The 15,333-nt window shown below is 68.7% G+C and carries 13 protein-coding genes; 7 read left to right on the top strand and 6 right to left on the bottom strand.

What is annotated here, in order from left to right:
• The first annotated feature begins 44 nt into the window (after window positions 1-44).
• The 3 genes from purD to OCH7691_RS06210 are packed head-to-tail and all read left to right on the top strand — an operon-like array spanning window position 45 to window position 3,505.
• Window positions 45-1,325 (top strand): phosphoribosylamine--glycine ligase, encoded by a 1,281-nt coding sequence (purD, locus tag OCH7691_RS06220; RefSeq protein ID WP_085882492.1) that lies wholly within the window; start codon window positions 45-47, stop codon window positions 1,323-1,325.
• A 54-nt stretch (window positions 1,326-1,379) separates the two neighbouring features.
• Complete coding sequence (locus tag OCH7691_RS06215) at window positions 1,380-2,453, top strand: phosphotransferase (RefSeq protein ID WP_085882491.1); 1,074 nt, start codon at window positions 1,380-1,382, stop codon at window positions 2,451-2,453.
• Complete coding sequence (locus OCH7691_RS06210; protein WP_139839543.1) at window positions 2,450-3,505, top strand: phosphotransferase; 1,056 nt, start codon at window positions 2,450-2,452, stop codon at window positions 3,503-3,505. The genes OCH7691_RS06215 and OCH7691_RS06210 overlap by 4 nt, the downstream gene beginning before the upstream one ends.
• Before the next feature lie 45 nt (window positions 3,506-3,550).
• Here the strand turns inward: OCH7691_RS06210 and OCH7691_RS06205 are convergent, their stop codons facing one another.
• The 3 genes from OCH7691_RS06205 to OCH7691_RS06195 form a co-directional block, all read right to left on the bottom strand.
• Window positions 3,551-4,639: a M14 family metallopeptidase gene (locus OCH7691_RS06205; RefSeq protein ID WP_085882489.1), complete on the bottom strand. Its 1,089-nt coding sequence runs from the start codon at window positions 4,637-4,639 to the stop codon at window positions 3,551-3,553.
• 86 nt (window positions 4,640-4,725) lie between these two features.
• A complete protein-coding gene (locus OCH7691_RS06200) occupies window positions 4,726-5,928 on the bottom strand; it encodes an acyl-CoA dehydrogenase family protein (protein WP_085882488.1) in 1,203 nt (400 codons plus the stop codon).
• 54 nt (window positions 5,929-5,982) lie between these two features.
• Complete coding sequence (locus OCH7691_RS06195) at window positions 5,983-6,441, bottom strand: nucleoside deaminase (RefSeq protein ID WP_217807832.1); 459 nt, start codon at window positions 6,439-6,441, stop codon at window positions 5,983-5,985.
• Window positions 6,442-6,550: 109 nt separating this feature from the next.
• On the opposite strand from OCH7691_RS06195, the gene OCH7691_RS06190 reads away from it, so the two are divergent.
• The 4 genes from OCH7691_RS06190 to OCH7691_RS06175 all read left to right on the top strand — a co-directional run bounded on the left by OCH7691_RS06190 (window position 6,551) and on the right by OCH7691_RS06175 (window position 9,856).
• Window positions 6,551-7,264 carry a gamma-glutamyl-gamma-aminobutyrate hydrolase family protein gene (locus OCH7691_RS06190; protein ID WP_085882487.1) on the top strand — a complete coding sequence of 238 codons (714 nt, stop codon included), beginning with the start codon at window positions 6,551-6,553 and terminating at the stop codon, window positions 7,262-7,264.
• Window positions 7,265-7,268: 4 nt separating this feature from the next.
• Complete coding sequence (locus tag OCH7691_RS06185) at window positions 7,269-8,261, top strand: pseudouridine synthase (RefSeq protein ID WP_085882486.1); 993 nt, start codon at window positions 7,269-7,271, stop codon at window positions 8,259-8,261.
• Between the two features lie 10 nt (window positions 8,262-8,271).
• A complete protein-coding gene (rsmD, locus tag OCH7691_RS06180) occupies window positions 8,272-8,850 on the top strand; it encodes a 16S rRNA (guanine(966)-N(2))-methyltransferase RsmD (protein WP_085882485.1) in 579 nt (192 codons plus the stop codon).
• A gap of 274 nt (window positions 8,851-9,124) precedes the next feature.
• Window positions 9,125-9,856 carry a PhoH family protein gene (locus OCH7691_RS06175; RefSeq protein ID WP_085882484.1) on the top strand — a complete coding sequence of 244 codons (732 nt, stop codon included), beginning with the start codon at window positions 9,125-9,127 and terminating at the stop codon, window positions 9,854-9,856.
• Between the two features lie 181 nt (window positions 9,857-10,037).
• On the opposite strand, the gene OCH7691_RS06170 is transcribed toward OCH7691_RS06175, so the two are convergent.
• The 3 genes from OCH7691_RS06170 to OCH7691_RS06160 form a co-directional block, all read right to left on the bottom strand.
• Window positions 10,038-11,873: a potassium/proton antiporter gene (locus OCH7691_RS06170; protein WP_085882483.1), complete on the bottom strand. Its 1,836-nt coding sequence runs from the start codon at window positions 11,871-11,873 to the stop codon at window positions 10,038-10,040.
• A gap of 286 nt (window positions 11,874-12,159) precedes the next feature.
• Window positions 12,160-13,995 (bottom strand): DNA mismatch repair endonuclease MutL, encoded by a 1,836-nt coding sequence (mutL, locus tag OCH7691_RS06165; RefSeq protein WP_085882482.1) that lies wholly within the window; start codon window positions 13,993-13,995, stop codon window positions 12,160-12,162.
• On the bottom strand, window positions 13,992-15,281 hold the full coding sequence (locus OCH7691_RS06160; protein WP_085882481.1) for a phosphoglucose isomerase-related protein: 1,290 nt from the start codon (window positions 15,279-15,281) through the stop codon (window positions 13,992-13,994). Before OCH7691_RS06160 ends, mutL begins: the two co-directional genes overlap by 4 nt.
• Window positions 15,282-15,333: the final 52 nt, after the last annotated feature.

Raw genomic sequence — 15,333 nt, 5'->3', positions numbered from 1 at the left:
CCCTGTAAGGGCAGTTTCGCATTCCGCCGGCGTTAAGGGGTCACATGAACGTCCTTGTCATCGGTTCGGGCGGCAGGGAACACGCGCTCTGCTGGGCGCTGGCGCGCTCGCCGCGGCTCGAACGACTTTTTTGCGCGCCGGGTAACGGCGGCATCGCCGGGGTCGCCGAATGCCGCGATCTCGACCCCCTCGATTTCGCCGCCGTCGAATCCTTCTGCCGCGAGGCCGATATCGGGCTGGTCGTGGTCGGACCGGAGGCGCCGCTGGTCGCCGGCATCGTCGACCATCTGCGCGGCGCCGGGATCCGCGCTTTCGGCCCGGAGCGGGCCGCCGCCGCGCTCGAGGGCTCCAAGGGCTTCATGAAGGATCTGTGCGCCCGCCACGGCATCCCGACGGCGGCCTATGGCCGGTTCCGAGAGGCCGCCGCCGCCAAGGCCTTCGCCGCCGAGCTCGGCGCCCCGGTCGTGGTCAAGACGGACGGCCTCGCCGCCGGCAAGGGGGTCACCGTCGCCGCCACCCTGGCCGAGGCCGACGCGGCGATCGACGCCATGCTCGGCGGCCGCTTCGGGGCCGCCGGCGAAGAAGTGGTGGTCGAGGAATTCATGGTCGGCGAAGAGGCCAGCTTCTTCGCCATCGTCGGCGACGACGCGGTGCTGCCGCTTGCCACCGCGCAGGATCACAAGGCGGTCGGCGATGGCGACACGGGGCCGAATACCGGCGGCATGGGCGCCTATTCGCCGGCCCCGGTGATGACGGACGCGCTGGTCGAACAGGTCATGGCCGAGATCGTCCGCCCGACCGTCGCCGGGATGCAGGCCGAGGGCATGCCCTATCGCGGCATCCTCTATGCCGGGCTGATGATCACCGCGACCGGGCCACGCCTGGTCGAGTACAACATCCGTTTCGGCGATCCGGAATGCCAGGTCCTGCTGCCGCGCCTGAAGAGCGACCTGCTGGACGTCCTGATCGCGGCCTGCGACGGCCGGCTCGGCCAGGTCGCGCTCGACTGGTCGGACGAGGCCGCGCTCGTCGTCGTGCTCGCCGCCGAGGGCTATCCGGGCGACTATCGGAAGGGCACCCGGATCGGCAGGCTGGACCGGGCCGCGGCGCTTGACGGCGTGCTGGTCTTCCACGCCGGCACGGCGCGGCGCGGGGATGCGCTGGTCGCCACCGGCGGCCGGGTGCTCGGCATCACCGCGACGGGACCGACGGTCGGCGCCGCCCGCGACCGCGCCTATGCCGCCGTCGACCGGGTCGACTGGCCGGAGGGCTTCTGCCGGCGCGACATCGGCTGGCGGGCCATCGAACGCGAAACGGCCTCGTGAGGGGCCGGAACAACCATAACGAAGAAGAATGAGCGAGAGGATCGAAGGGACGAGATGACCGACGCGCAGCAGGAATTCAGCGGCACCATGGCGGTGCGCGACCAGCACGCTTTCGACGAGAAAGCCCTCGAAGCCTATCTCGCGAAGCGCCTTCCGGGCTTCGAGGGGCCGCTCACGGTCCAGCAGTTCAAGGGCGGGCAGTCCAATCCCAGCTACAAGCTGGTGACCCCGAAGCGGGCCTACGTGCTGCGCCGAAAGCCGCCGGGCGAGCTGCTGCCCTCGGCGCATGCGGTCGACCGGGAATACCGGGTGATCTCGGCGCTGGCCGACACCGACGTCCCGGTGCCGAAGGCGCACCTGCTCTGGGAGGACAGCGACGTCATCGGCACCGCCTTCTACGTCATGGATTTCGTCGCCGGCCGGATCCTCTGGGACCCGCAGCTGCCGGGCATCGACCCGGCCGAGCGGGCGGCGATCTTCGACGCCGAGAACGCCGTCATGGCGGCGCTGCACCAGGTCGACTACCAGGCGGTCGGGCTCGGCGACTTCGGCAAGACCGGCAATTACCTAGCCCGCCAGATCAACCGCTGGAGCAAGCAGTACAAGGCCTCCGAGACGGAAACCATCGAGGCGATGGACAATCTCATCGCCTGGCTGCCCGAGAACATCCCGCCGGGCGACGAGACGACGCTCGTGCATGGCGACTACCGGCTCGACAACATGGTGCTGCATCCGACCGAACCGAAGGTTCTCGCGGTGCTCGACTGGGAGCTCTCGACGCTCGGCCATCCGCTCGCCGATTTCACCTATCACTGCATGATCTGGCGGCTCGGGCCGGACGTCTTCCGCGGCCTCGGCGGGGTCGACGTCAAGGCGCTCGGCATCCCGACCGAAGCGGAATATGTCGCCGCCTACTGCCGCCGCACGGGGCGCGAGCGGATCGAGCATTTCGACTTCTACATGGCCTACAACATGTTCCGCCTCGCCGGCATCCTGCAGGGCATCATGGGCCGCGTCGTCGCCGGTACGGCGGCAAGCGCGCAGGCGCTCGAATCGGGCCGCCGCGCCCGGCCGCTGGCCGAACTCGCCTGGCAGGAAGTGCTCAAGCTCACCGGCGGCAAGCCGTGAGCGCGGCCGACGAGACCTCGGCGGTCCGCGAGGCCCATCGCCTCGACGAGACGGCTCTGGCCAGCTATCTCGAAAGCCATCTCCCGGGCTATGCCGGACGGCTCACCGTGCGCCAGTTCAAGGGCGGACAGTCGAACCCGACCTACGTGCTGGAGACGCCGGCGCGGCGCTACGTGCTGCGTAAGAAACCGCCGGGCAAGCTGCTGCCGTCGGCGCACGCGGTCGAACGCGAATACAAGGTGATCCGGGCGCTGGCCGGCACCGGTGTCCCGGTGCCCGAGGCGCTGCTGCTCTGCCAGGACGAGAGCGTCGTCGGCACCGCCTTCTACGTCATGTCGCTGGTCGAGGGCCGGGTCTTCCGCGACCCCCGCCTGCCGGACCACAGCCCGGCCGAACGGGCGGCGATCTACGATGCCATGAACGAGGTGATGGCGCGCCTGCACGGCGTCGATTACGCCGCTGTCGGGCTCGGCGATTTCGGCAAGCCGGGCAACTATTTCGCCCGCCAGATCGGCCGATGGGGCAAGCAGTATCGCGGTGCCGAGACGGAACGGATCGAGGCGATGGAAAGCCTGCTCGCCTGGCTGCCGGAGAATATCCCGGGCGACGACGAGACGCGCATCGTGCACGGCGACTTCCGGCTGGAGAACATGATTTTCGATGCCGACGAGGCGAAGGTTGTCGCGGTGCTCGACTGGGAGCTCTCGACGCTCGGCCATCCGCTCGCCGACGTCGCCTACAACTGCCTGCTCTATCACTACGAGCATCCGCGCCAGGGCGGGCTGACGAAGATCGACTTCGCGACCAGCGGCATCCCCTCCGAGGCCGACTACCTGGCGGCCTATGCGGAACGCACAGGGCGCGACAATATCGAGGCGAACTTCGGCTTCTGCCTTGCCTTCTCGCTGTTCCGCCTCGCCTCGATCACCCAGGGCGTCTACAAGCGCGGCCTCGACGGCAATGCCAGTTCCGAGCGCGCGCTCAGCTATGGCCCGCTCGCCCGGACGCTCGCCGAGACCGCCTGGTCAATCGTCGAGACGCGCTGCCGCTAGGACAGTAAGAGCGCCGCCCGGCAGGAGCCGGGCGGCCGCGATGGTTCAGCCGGCGAGCCCCGCATAGGCCTTGCGGGTCAGTTCGTCGGCACGGGCGCAGATCGCCGTCTTCCAGGCGTCTGTTTCGGTATAGAAGGCGCGCCTGACCTCGGCCCGGATGGCGTCGGCAAGCCGGCGATCGGGGTTGCTGTCGGACAGATGCAGCCAGGCATCGCCGCGCAGCGAGTTCAGCACCTCCATCACTGGCACCGTGCCGTATTCGAGCGCGACCGGCGTGATCTCGGCATCGCCGCCCTCCTCCACCAGGCCGTCGATGATCGACCCCTGGACGGGCGCCGAGACCGAGCCGCCGCCGGAGTCGCTCGACCGCACCTGGTCGCCGTACCAGTCATGGGCGCGACGGTAGAGATCGCTGGCGGACGAGCCGACCGAGATGATCTCGCCATGGCCGGACGGGCCGAGGCCGGTATGGAAATCGATGAACCCGACACGCTCGAAGCCGACGACGTGCCGGCGCACCAGGTCGCGGAAGCGAGCGTTCGACCAGACCGGCTTCAGGCCGCCATAGAACAGCCCCTCCGGATGCTGGTACTGGCCGAGGGTGACCGCCGCCTGGAAGGCCCATTCGCCCCTGTCGGCGATGAACCGGGCGATGGCGCCGTCCGCCGCCTCGCGCGACGGGCCGTCCCAGTCGGCCGGCACCAGCAGGCCCTGCACTTCCGCGTAGGGCGGATTGTCGGGATGACCGGCCGAATGGTCGATGAAGTTGCGGTTGAGGTCGACATTGTCCTCGTTGACCCGCTGGCCATGGGCGAAGCCGTGCGGATTGATCGCGTGGCTGACGACGACGGCGACGCCCTTCGGCCGGTCCCTGACCAGCGAAGTGGAGAAGAACGCCGTCTGCGCGCCGGAGCCGCAATAGCCCTCGATCCCGTGTGTCGCCGAATTGGTGAAGAAGACCGCCTTGTCGCCCGGCTCGCGGAGCACGGCGACGTCGTTGTAGAGCGCCTCGCCGGACGGGCCCTTCAGCGGATGCTGGACCGATTCGATCCTCGCGCCCGCCGCTTCGGCGGCAGCGAGAAACTTGCCCCGGGCCTCGGAATAGCTTGCTGAGAAATACGCGGATTCGGACATGACTTCTCGACCTTGGCTGAGATCGCGGCGGATCGGACTGCGGAAAGGGTCGCGGCCGGGCGGGAGACCCACCCGGCCGCGATCGGTCAGTTGTACTTGCGGAGTTCCAGACGACCGATCTGGTTCCGGTGCACCTCGTCCGGACCGTCGGCAAGCCGGAGCGTCCGGGCGTGGGCATAGGCCTGGGCAAGACCGAAATCGGTGGTCACGCCGCCGGCGCCATGCGCCTGGATGGCCCAGTCGATGACCTTCAGCGCCATGTTCGGCGCCACGACCTTGATCATGGCGATTTCCATGCGCGCTTCCTTGTTGCCCACGGTATCCATCATGTAGGCCGCCTTGAGCGTCAGCAGGCGGGCCTGGTCGATCGAGGCGCGGGCCTCGGCGATCCGCTCCAGCGTCACGGTCTGCTCGGCGACCGGCTTGCCGAAGGCGACACGCGATTTCACCCGCTTGCACATCCGCTCCAGCGCGCGCTCGGCGACGCCGATCACCCGCATGCAGTGGTGAATGCGGCCCGGGCCAAGCCGCCCCTGGGCGATCTCGAAACCGCGCCCTTCGCCGAGCAGGAGATTCGAGGCCGGGACACGGACATTCTCGAAATTGACCTCGCCATGGCCATGCGGCGCATCGTCATAGCCGAAGACCGGGAGCATGCGCTCGATGGTGATGCCCTTGGTATCGGTCGGCACCAGGATCATCGACTGCTGCTCGTGACGCGGGGCGCTCGGGTCGGTCTTGCCCATGAAGATGAGGATCTTGCAGCGCGGATCGCCGATGCCGGACGTCCACCACTTGCGGCCGTTGATGACATATTCGTCACCGTCGCGCTTGATCGAGGCCTCGATGTTGGTCGCGTCCGACGAGGCGACGGCCGGCTCGGTCATCGCGAAAGCGGAGCGGATCTCGCCATTGAGCAGCGGCTTCAGCCACTTCTCCTTGTGCTCCGGCTTGCCGTAGCGTTCCAGCACTTCCATGTTGCCGGTGTCGGGGGCGGAGCAGTTGAAGACCTCCGGCGCCCAGCTGACCCGGCCCATGATCTCGCAGAGCGGCGCATATTCGAGGTTGGTCAGACCGGCGCCGCGCTCGCTCTCCGGCAGGAACAGGTTCCACAGCCCGGCTTCCTTGGCCTTCGGCTTCAGTTCCTCAATGAGCTTGGTCGGCTGCCAGCGGTCGCCCTGGGCGACCTCGCGGTCGAAGCGTTCCTCGTTCGGATAGATATGTTCGTCCATGAACGCGGATACCCGCTCCTGGAGCTCCTTGACCTTCGGCGAAAAGTCGAAATCCATGTTCTTTCGTTCCTCGTTCCCTGGCTCTTATTCACATTGTTGACACGGGCGTTTCTAACGCCTGGCCGCGAAAAAGTCGCGCAGCAGTTCAGCGCTGCGCATTTCCTGGATGCCGCCATAACATTCCAGCCGGTGGTGGCAGGTCGGCTGCTCGAAGATGCGGGGGCCGTTCTCGACGCCGCCGCCCTTCGGATCGAAGGCCGCGAAATAGAGCCGGCGGATGCGCGCGAAGGCGATCGCCTGGGCGCACATCGGGCAGGGCTCGAGCGTCACGTAGAGGTCGCATTCGCTGAGGAATTTCTGGCCCAGCATCCGCGAGGCGCCGCGAATCGCCAGCATTTCCGCATGCGCGGTGGCGTCGCCACGATCCTCGACCTCATTGCCGGCGCGGCCGACGATGCGCTGGAGGCCGCTGTGCACGACGACGGCGCCGATCGGCACCTCGCCGCGGCGCCCGGCCATCTCGGCGGCCGCGAAGGCCTCCTGCATGTAGTCCGGCACAGTGAAATCCATGGCCAGACAGTGCGGCGCGGGCGGTCGGTCGTCAAGCGCGGGCGACGGAAAGCTGCTCGCCGTGCGGCGGCCGGTTGCTCTCGACACGGGCTGGCCCTAGATTGCGCCCATGAAACGCCCAGTCATCGGCATCACGCTCGATTCGGAAAGCGCCGGGGGATATTCGAATCTGCCCTGGTACGCGGTCCGCCAGAATTATTGCGACGTCGTCAGCAGCGCCGGCGGCCTGCCGCTGGCACTGCCGCACGAGCCGGACGCGGCCGCCGCCTATGGCGAGCTGATCGATGGCCTGATCATCACCGGCGGCGCCTTCGACGTCGACCCGGCATTGTTCGGCGACAACGAGCGTCATTCGACGGTCGTGACCAAGGACCGCCGCACGCGCTTCGAATGGGCGGTCGCCGAGGCCTGCCTCGCCGCCGACAAGCCGGTGCTCGGAATCTGTGGCGGCCAGCAGCTTCTCAACGTGATTCTCGGCGGCACCCTGATCCAGCATATTCCCGACGAGATCGCCGACGGCCTCGCCCACGAACAGCCCAATCCGCGCACCGAGCCGGGCCACGACGTCTCGGTGGTGCCGGGCACCCTGCTGCACGAGATCGTCGGCGCCGACCGGCTGCCGGTCAACAGCGCCCACCACCAGGCGGCGAAAGCCGCCGGACCCGACGTCACCATCAATGCCCGCGCCGACGACGGCGTGATCGAGGGCATCGAGGATCGCCGCTACCGCTTCTGCCTCGGCGTCCAGTGGCATCCCGAGTATCACATATCCGACGGCGATCGCCGGATCTTCGACGCGCTGATCGCCGCCGCCAGGACCTGATCCCATGACCAAGGAAACGTCGCCGGAGGGCGAGCGCATCGCCAAGCGCATCGCCCGCGCCGGCCATTGTTCGCGGCGCGAGGCCGAGCTGCTCATCGCCGACGGCCGGGTCTCGGTCGACGGCAAGGTGATCGCCAGCCCGGCACTCAATGTCGGGCCGTCGGCAAAGGTTACGATCGACGGCCAGGCTCTCGCCGAGCCGGAACCGCCGCGCATCTGGCGCTATCACAAGCCGGACGGACTCGTGACCTCGAACCGCGACCCGCAGGGCCGGCCGACGGTCTTCGAGAAGCTGCCGGACAACATGCCGCGGGTGATCAGCGTCGGCCGCCTCGACCTGACGTCGGAGGGCCTGCTGCTGCTCACCAACGATGGCGAGCTCGCCCGCCGGATGGAACTGCCGGCGACCGGCTGGGCCCGGCGCTATCGGGTCCGGGTGCATGGCATGCCGGACGAGGCGGCGCTCAAGGCGCTCGAGAAGGGGGTCACCGTCGACGGCGTCCGCTACGGCGGCATCCAGGCGACACTGGAACGCCAGCAGGGCAGCAACGCCTGGCTGAGCGTGACGATCCGAGAGGGCAAGAACCGCGAGATCCGCAAGGTGATGCAGCATCTCGGCCTGCATGTGGCGCGCCTGATCCGGATTTCCTACGGACCCTTCCAGCTCGGCGACCTCGAGACCGGCCTGGTCGAGGAAGTGCCGCGGCGGATCGTTCGCGACCAGCTCGGGCTCGGCTCGCCGAACGAGGCGAAACACCGGGAAGAACCGAAAGCGAGGCGTCCGCACAAGGGCAAGCCGCCGCACAAGGGGCCGCGGCGCAAACCGGAAGCGGCCGCCGACGACATCCCGATGGACGACAAGCCCTGGGCGGCCAAGCGCGGCAAGCCCGCGGCCCGGCCGACCGGCCGCCTGTCGGTCCGCCCCACGGGGTCGGCCGGCGGCGCGACGGGCGGCGCTAGGGGTGGCCCGGCCAAGCCGAAGCGGCCGGGACGGTGAGGCCGCACCCATGCGCATAGTCGGTGGCCGTTATCGCGGCCGAAAGCTCGACACGCCGGAAGGCCTAGACATCCGCCCGACCGGCGAACGGACCCGCGAGGCGCTGTTCAACATTCTCGCCCACAACCGGGCGCTCCGGGGGCCGTCCGGCCCGCTGCCCGCCGATGCCGCCGTGCTCGACGTCTTCGCCGGCTCGGGCGCGCTTGGCATCGAGGCGCTGTCGCGCGGCGCCGCGAGCGTCACTTTCATCGAGAACGACCGCACCGCGCTCGCCCTGATCCGGCGCAACCTGGCCGGCCTTGAGGGTTGCGAGACGGCGATCCTGCAGCGCGACGCCCGAAAGCCCGGTGCGGCGAGCCGCGCCCACGACCTCGTGCTGATGGACGCGCCCTACGGACAGGGCCTGAGCAGCCCGGCGCTGGCGGCGCTCGCCGCCGGCAACTGGCTCGCTGCCGGCGCGCTTGCCGTCGTCGAGACGGCGAAGGACGAAGCGCTCGACGAGATCGCGGATTTCTCGCCGATCGAGAGCCGCGCCTATGGCCGCGGACGCCTGCACCTGTTGCGATATCGCGGCGCCGCGACGGCCTAGCCTCACAAGTTCTAGTGTGAAACTTTCGCGACGGCACAAAATAGTGCTAGGCGCGGAATCGCCATCGCGCTAGCCTTGGTTCGTCTCTGCCGCACTGCGGCGCGAGACGACGAGAGGCGGAGTGTAATGGCAGCAGTGCAGTTGCAGGCCTTCCCGAAAGACCCCGTTCGTCGGGTCGCTCGCTGCCGCAGGTTCGACCTGCCCCTCCCCCTCGAAAGCCGCCGCATCCGCGCGCGGCTTTTTTTGTCTGTATCCACAATGACAGGAGCCGCGCATGGCCAAGCGTTCACCGCGCCGTAGGGACGGTGTCGAAGGCAATGTCCATTCTCTTTACCCGGAGGGCCATTCCTGGTCGCCGCTCGATGACGAGCGCCGCGACCAGCGTTATCTCCGGACGCTCAAACCGCGCAGCGCCGGTCAGGCAACCCTGCTGGAAGCGCTCGACCGCAGCAATCTCGTGCTGGCGCTCGGCCCGGCCGGCACCGGCAAGACCTACCTCGCCGTCGCCAAGGCGGTCGAGGCCCTGCAGGCGGGCCGGATCGACCGCCTGATCCTGTCACGCCCGGCGGTCGAGGCCGGCGAGAACCTGGGCTTTCTTCCCGGTGACATGGAAGAGAAGCTGATGCCCTACCTGCGGCCGCTCTATGACGCGCTCAGCGACCGGATCGGCGGCAAGCAGCTCAAGGCCATGCTGACCGACGGGTCGATCGAACTGGCCCCGGTCGCCTTCATGCGCGGCCGCACCCTCAACAATGCCTATATCGTCATCGACGAGGCGCAGAACTGCACCTACGGCCAGCTCAAGATGCTGCTGACCCGGCTCGGCTGGAACTCGACCATGGTGGTGACCGGCGATCCGGACCAGTCCGACCTGCTCGACGGGCTGTCCGGCCTGTCCGACATCGCCAACCGGCTCGAGCCGCTCGACAATGTCTCGGTGGTCCGGCTGAAGGATGTCGACGTTGTCCGCCACCCGCTGGTCGGCGAGATGCTCGGCGTTCTCTGAACGACGCCGGCCGGCGCCGGAGATCGCGCGGCAGGTGGCGGCCACGCCACCTGTCGCGCCGATGCGCGGGACCATGATGGCCAGGGGCAGGATCGGCGGCTTCGGTGCGGGCTGACCGGCCTCGGGCGGGTCGTGACCACCGACGCCAAGACGCCATTCCCGGCAGCCGATAGACCGTCGCTCAGTCGTTCGTTTCCTTGTCCGTCGATCCGAATGACCGACGTTTCAGCCACGCCCGCAGCGCGACGGAGATTTCCTGGAAACTCTGGAAGAGCGGAAGGCGAGGCGTGGAGGCCGTGGTCGGCTCGACGGCAAGACCGATCGACATGCGATCATTGTCGATATCGATATCGCGGACGATCAGTTCCACGGGACCGACCACCAGCCGGTCGCCGCGCCCCATGGGGTTTCCGAGGCGTTTCCTGAGGAAATCCCCGACCGAAACCTCGCGTTCGTCCGGCACGATCTCGAAGCCGTATGCGTCGGCCAGGTTGCCGATAGACTGCGTGGCGTCGATCTCGAACTCGCCGAAGTAATCCAGGTCGCTTTCGGACAGCTCGATCTTGCTGGCAAACAGCCGGTCAAGGAGACCGGTCAGCCTTGGCGGAGCGAAGATATAGACACTGTCACCGGGCTGCAGCCGGCCGGCCTCGTGCACGCGCATCGACCGTCCGTCGCGGACGATCAGCGACGGGCGCGCCCATCGCGGGATCCGTTCACCGAGGACGACGGGACTGTCGGCAACGATCCGGTAGACAACCAGTTCGTGCCGTGCGGTGCCGGGCAGTTCCAGCTCGATCTTGTCGACCGCCCCGGTCTTGGGCGGAACGACGACGCCCAGCCATTTGGCCACCGGCCGGAGTGTCCAGCCCTGCACCAGCAACGATGTCAGGACGATGATGAACGCGGCATTGAAGAGGGTGTGACCCGACCCGAAGCCGGCGACGAGCGGGAGGATCGCGAGGAGTATCGAGACGGCTCCGCGGAGCCCGACCCAGGCGATGAAGGTGGCCTCGTTGCGGTGAAAGCCGAACGGCATGAGGCAGAGCCATATCGCGATCGGCCGCGCCACCAGCATCAGCGCGAGACCGATCACCACCGACTGCCAGGCGATCGCCGGGAACTCGGACGGTGCCGCCAGCAGGCCGAGCACGAGGAACATGGTGATCTGGGCAAGCCAGGTCAGGCCTTCCTGAAAACGGCGAAACGCCAGGCCGCCCTTGAGTTCCATGTTGCCCATCACCAGCCCGGCGATATAGGCGGCGAGAAACCCGCTCCCGCCGAGAAGTGACGTGATCGAGAAGACGCAGAGCGCCAGCCCGACGATGACGATGGGGAAGAGCCCGGTTTCCAGCCGGACGCGGTTCAGGCCCTGCACTATCAGGTAGCCGAACACGACGCCGCACAGAGCGCCAAGCCCGAACTGGACCGACAACGTGCTCAGGAAGTTCCAGGAGATGTCCTGTGCCGTCGTCGTGCCGGCGGCGATCGTCTCGACCAGCAGCACGGTCAGAAAGATCGCCATCGGATCGTTCGACGCGGATTCCACTTCGAGCGTCGCGCGCACGCGCTCGCGGATCTGGATGCCGCCGACGCGCAGGAGGAAAAAGACGGCCGCTGCGTCCGTCGATCCCACGATCGCCCCGAGGAGAAGCGCCTCGAGCCACGGAAGGTCCAGAAGGAAATGGATGGGGACCGCGAGGACCACGGCCGTCAGTAGCACGCCGACCGTGGCAAGGACGGTCGCCGGCCCCGCGGCGACGCGGAGCATCCGCCGGGGCGTGGTGATCCCGCTGTCGAACAGGATGACCGCCAGTGCCACGCTGCCGATGAAATACGCACTGCCGGCGTCCTCGAACCGGATGCCGCCGGGCCCGTCCTCGCCGGCAAGCAGGCCCACCCCGAGAAAGATCAGAAGCAGTGGCGTGCCGACCCGGAAGGCGATGAGGCTGGTGAAGGCGGATATGACGACCAGGCCCGCCCCGATAAGCACGACAAGCGCGATTCCCTCGGTCATCAGAGCGGCCCGGAGGAAGACTGCCTGGGCCAGCGGGAGAACGGCGGCAAGACGCTGTCGGCGTGCCGTGAAGGGGGCGTTGGCGGCGCCTCTCCATTGTGGGCATGCGACGGGCGCGAGGCGTCGGCCGACGCCTGCAACGTCATCGACAACCCGGGGCTGACATCCTGAACATGCTTGCGATCCTGACCGGCGGGCGGGACATGTGGAGAAGCGATCATGGATTCAGGTACACACATCGTTCACGATCCTACGGGGCCGAGCCCGGAATTTGAAGCGGACCCGTTCAGCGTCGGCCGAACAGCCTCTCGATATCGGCAAGGCTGAGCGCGACGTACGTCGGCCGGCCGTGGTTGCACTGGCCGGCGCGCGGTGTCACCTCCATCTGGCGCAGGAGCGCATCCATCTCCGCCTGGTTGAGGCGCCGCCCCGCGCGCACCGAGCCGTGGCAGGCCATGGTCGCGCAGACATCGTCGAGCCGTTCCTTCAGGCTCACCGACTGGTCGAGCTCGGCCAGCTCATCGGCAAGATCGCGGGCCAGGCCCTTGACGTCGCACTGGCCGAGCGGCGCCGGGGTCTCGCGAACGACGATGGCGCCCGGCCCGAAGGGCTCCAGCACGAGGCCGAGCTCGGCGAACTCATCGGCCCTGTCGGCAAGGCGCAGCACCGAGGCCTCGTCCAGTTCCACGACCTCCGGCAGCAGCAGCATCTGGCGCGGCACATCGCGCTCGCCGAGCGCCGCCTTCATCTTCTCCATCACCAGCCGCTCGTGGGCGGCATGCTGGTCGACGATGACGATCCCGTCGGCGGTCTCGGCGATCACGTAGGTCCCGTGAAGCTGCGCCCGCGCGGCGCCGAGCGGATGATCTCCGGGGGCGGTCTCGGGTACGATTGCCGCGCCCCCGGCGAGGGCTGCCGGGGCCTCGGGCCGGAGCGTACCTTCGAGGCGCCCCTCGCCGGCCGCGAGCGGCGCCTGGTAATCGGCCGCCGCCTCCATCATGCCGGGCGACGCACCCGGTCCCGGGCGATAGCCGCCCCAGGCGGCGCGGAGCGGCAGCGCCGGCCGGCCGCCGCCCTGGAAGGCGCCGAGCGCCGCACCGGTGAGCGTCGAGGAGGCGCGGTGTCCGGCCTCCGCGAGAGCATGGCGGACGGCGCCGATGATCAGCCCGCGCACGATGCCGGAATCCCGGAACCGGACCTCGGACTTGGCGGGATGAACATTGACGTCGACCATGTCCGGCGGGATCTCGAGAAAGAGCGCCAGCAGCGGATGCCGGTCGCGCGCCAGCACGTCCATGTAGGCGGCGCGGATCGCGCCGGTGAACAGCCGGTCCTGCACCGGGCGGCCGTTGACGAAGAGGAACTGCATTTCCGCGTTGCCGCGGTTCATCGTCGGCAGCCCGGCATGGCCGGCCAGCCGGATGCCCTCGCGTTCGGCGTCGATCGGCACCGCGTTGTCGCGGAAATCCCGGCCGAGGATTGCCGAGACGCGGCCGAGCCGGGCCTCGAACAGTTCGCCGTTCTCCGGCTCGAGGCGGAGCACCGTGCGCCGGTCGTCGTCGAAGGTGAAGCCGATCTCCGGGCAGGCGAGCGCCAGGCGGCGAACCACGGCGAGCGCCTGGGCCTGCTCGGCGCGTTCGCTCTTGAGGAACTTGAGCCGCGCCGGAGTGGCGAAGAACAGGTCGCGCACCTCGACCCTTGTGCCCCGGGTCATCGCCGCGGGGGCGACCGGCTGCTTGACCCCGCCGGCGATGTCGAGGCGGAAGCCGCTGTCGGCGTCGGCGGTGCGGGACGTGATGGAGAGCCGGCTGACCGAACCGATCGAGGGCAGCGCCTCGCCACGGAAGCCGAGATGGGCGATGCGCACGAGGTCGTCGTCGGGCAGCTTGGAGGTGGCGTGGCGTTCGACCGCAAGTTCCATTTCATCGGCGGTCATGCCGGTACCGTCGTCGGCGACCGCGATCAGGCTGCGGCCGCCGTCGCGAAGGGTCACGCCGATCCGCCGGGCGCCGGCGTCGATCGCGTTCTCGACCAGTTCCTTGACCGCCGAGGCCGGTCTCTCGATCACTTCGCCGGCGGCGATCCGGTTGACCAGCCCTTCCGGCAGGCGCCGGATGGTCACGCCCCGGCCTCCTCCCCGGTCAGGAATTTCTTCGCCAGGATCTTGCCTTCCTCGACCGCCGGCTGGTCGAAGGCATCGACGCCCCAGAGCCGCGCGGCGACGATCGTCTCGAGCATGTAATGCATGAACAGCGCGCCGAAGGCCTGTTCGTCCAGGACGTCGACGGTGATCTCGCGCACCGGTCGGCCGTGCCGCGCCAGGGTCCGCACGGTCGCCCGCGCCTCGGCCCGGGCGAGGTCGCCGATCCCGCGCCCTTCCAGGTAGGCAAGCGCCGGGTCGTTGCCGGCGAGGCCGAGATCGATCATCGGACCGCTGCCCCAGTCACCGCAGGTGACGACGGTGAACAGCTTGTCCGCCGGGCCGTCGAGCCAGAGCTGAAGCTGGCTGTGCTGGTCAACGGGGCCGAGCGCGTTGACCGGCGTCGTGCCGAAGCCCTGCTTGCCGATGCTCTCGGCCCAGAGCTGGCGATACCAGTAGGTGAATTCGAACAGCCGGTCGTCGTAGGGCAGCAGGACGCTCTGGGCGATATCGCCGCGGCGGGCGAGCGCCACCGAAAGCGCGGCGCCTTCCACAGGTGCCGCGGAAATGCCGTTCTCCATCACCCCGTCGAGCACGAAGGCCGCCCCTTCGCGGACCTGCGCCGCGTCGAGGCCGGCAATCAGCGCCGGCAGCAGGCCGACCAGCGAGAGCACCGAGTAGCGCCCGCCCAGGTTCGGATCGTGATCGAGGATCTGCAATTGCCAGCGCGCCGCGAGCCGCCGGAGCGGGCTGTCGCCCGGCTCGGCGATCGCCAGCACATGCTTGGCCGGCGCGTCCTCGCCGAGCGCCTCGACCAGCGCGCCGAGCACGACGAGGGTCTGCGAGAGCGTTTCGGGCGTCGAGCCGGACTTCGAGACGGTCAGGATGCCGGTGGTCTCGAGATCGAGCGCGTCGACGATCCAGGCGAAACTGCGGCCGTCGAGATTGTCGCCGAAATGGATCTGCGGCCCGTCGCCGTCGGCGATCGCCTGAAGGGTCTTGGCGCCAAGCGCCGAGCCCCCGGTGCCGAGGATCAGGATATCGGTGAAGTCCTCCCGCCAGTAGGCGGCGATGTCGTTGAGCAGCTTGAGGTCGTCGCGCTGGAACGGCAGGTCGAAGAGCGGCAGCGCGTGGCCGCGCATCGTGTCCGCGACCCAGCCGACGGCGGCTTCCGCCTCGCCCAGGGTCTTGCGGAAGGCCGCTTCATCGAGGCCGCTGCCGCCGATCGCGCCGGCGAAGCAACGTGTCAGGTCTTGTCTGTAGGGCATGGGCTTGTCGATTGAGGATTCGCTGATGCGACGGTAGCAGAAGCGCCGGCCC

It is taken from the genome of Oceanibacterium hippocampi (assembly GCF_900172325.1).
In the GTDB taxonomy this organism is placed as follows: Bacteria; Pseudomonadota; Alphaproteobacteria; order Sneathiellales; family Sneathiellaceae; genus Oceanibacterium; species Oceanibacterium hippocampi.
This window is presented reverse-complemented; position numbering and strand designations above follow the sequence as displayed.

Excerpts from the sequence above, each read along its gene's own strand:
- OCH7691_RS06205 (WP_085882489.1), bottom strand. The coding sequence starts at position 4,639 with ATGTCCGAATCCGCGTATTTCTCAGCAAGCTATTCCGAGGCCCGGGGC.
- OCH7691_RS06200 (WP_085882488.1), bottom strand. The coding sequence starts at position 5,928 with ATGGATTTCGACTTTTCGCCGAAGGTCAAGGAGCTCCAGGAGCGGGTA.
- OCH7691_RS06190 (WP_085882487.1), top strand. The coding sequence starts at position 6,551 with ATGAAACGCCCAGTCATCGGCATCACGCTCGATTCGGAAAGCGCCGGG.
- OCH7691_RS06185 (WP_085882486.1), top strand. The coding sequence starts at position 7,269 with ATGACCAAGGAAACGTCGCCGGAGGGCGAGCGCATCGCCAAGCGCATC.
- purD (WP_085882492.1), top strand. The coding sequence starts at position 45 with ATGAACGTCCTTGTCATCGGTTCGGGCGGCAGGGAACACGCGCTCTGC.
- OCH7691_RS06175 (WP_085882484.1), top strand. The coding sequence starts at position 9,125 with ATGGCCAAGCGTTCACCGCGCCGTAGGGACGGTGTCGAAGGCAATGTC.
- OCH7691_RS06160 (WP_085882481.1), bottom strand. The coding sequence starts at position 15,281 with ATGCCCTACAGACAAGACCTGACACGTTGCTTCGCCGGCGCGATCGGC.
- OCH7691_RS06215 (WP_085882491.1), top strand. The coding sequence starts at position 1,380 with ATGACCGACGCGCAGCAGGAATTCAGCGGCACCATGGCGGTGCGCGAC.
- rsmD (WP_085882485.1), top strand. The coding sequence starts at position 8,272 with ATGCGCATAGTCGGTGGCCGTTATCGCGGCCGAAAGCTCGACACGCCG.
- OCH7691_RS06195 (WP_217807832.1), bottom strand. The coding sequence starts at position 6,441 with ATGGATTTCACTGTGCCGGACTACATGCAGGAGGCCTTCGCGGCCGCC.
- OCH7691_RS06170 (WP_085882483.1), bottom strand. The coding sequence starts at position 11,873 with ATGACCGAGGGAATCGCGCTTGTCGTGCTTATCGGGGCGGGCCTGGTC.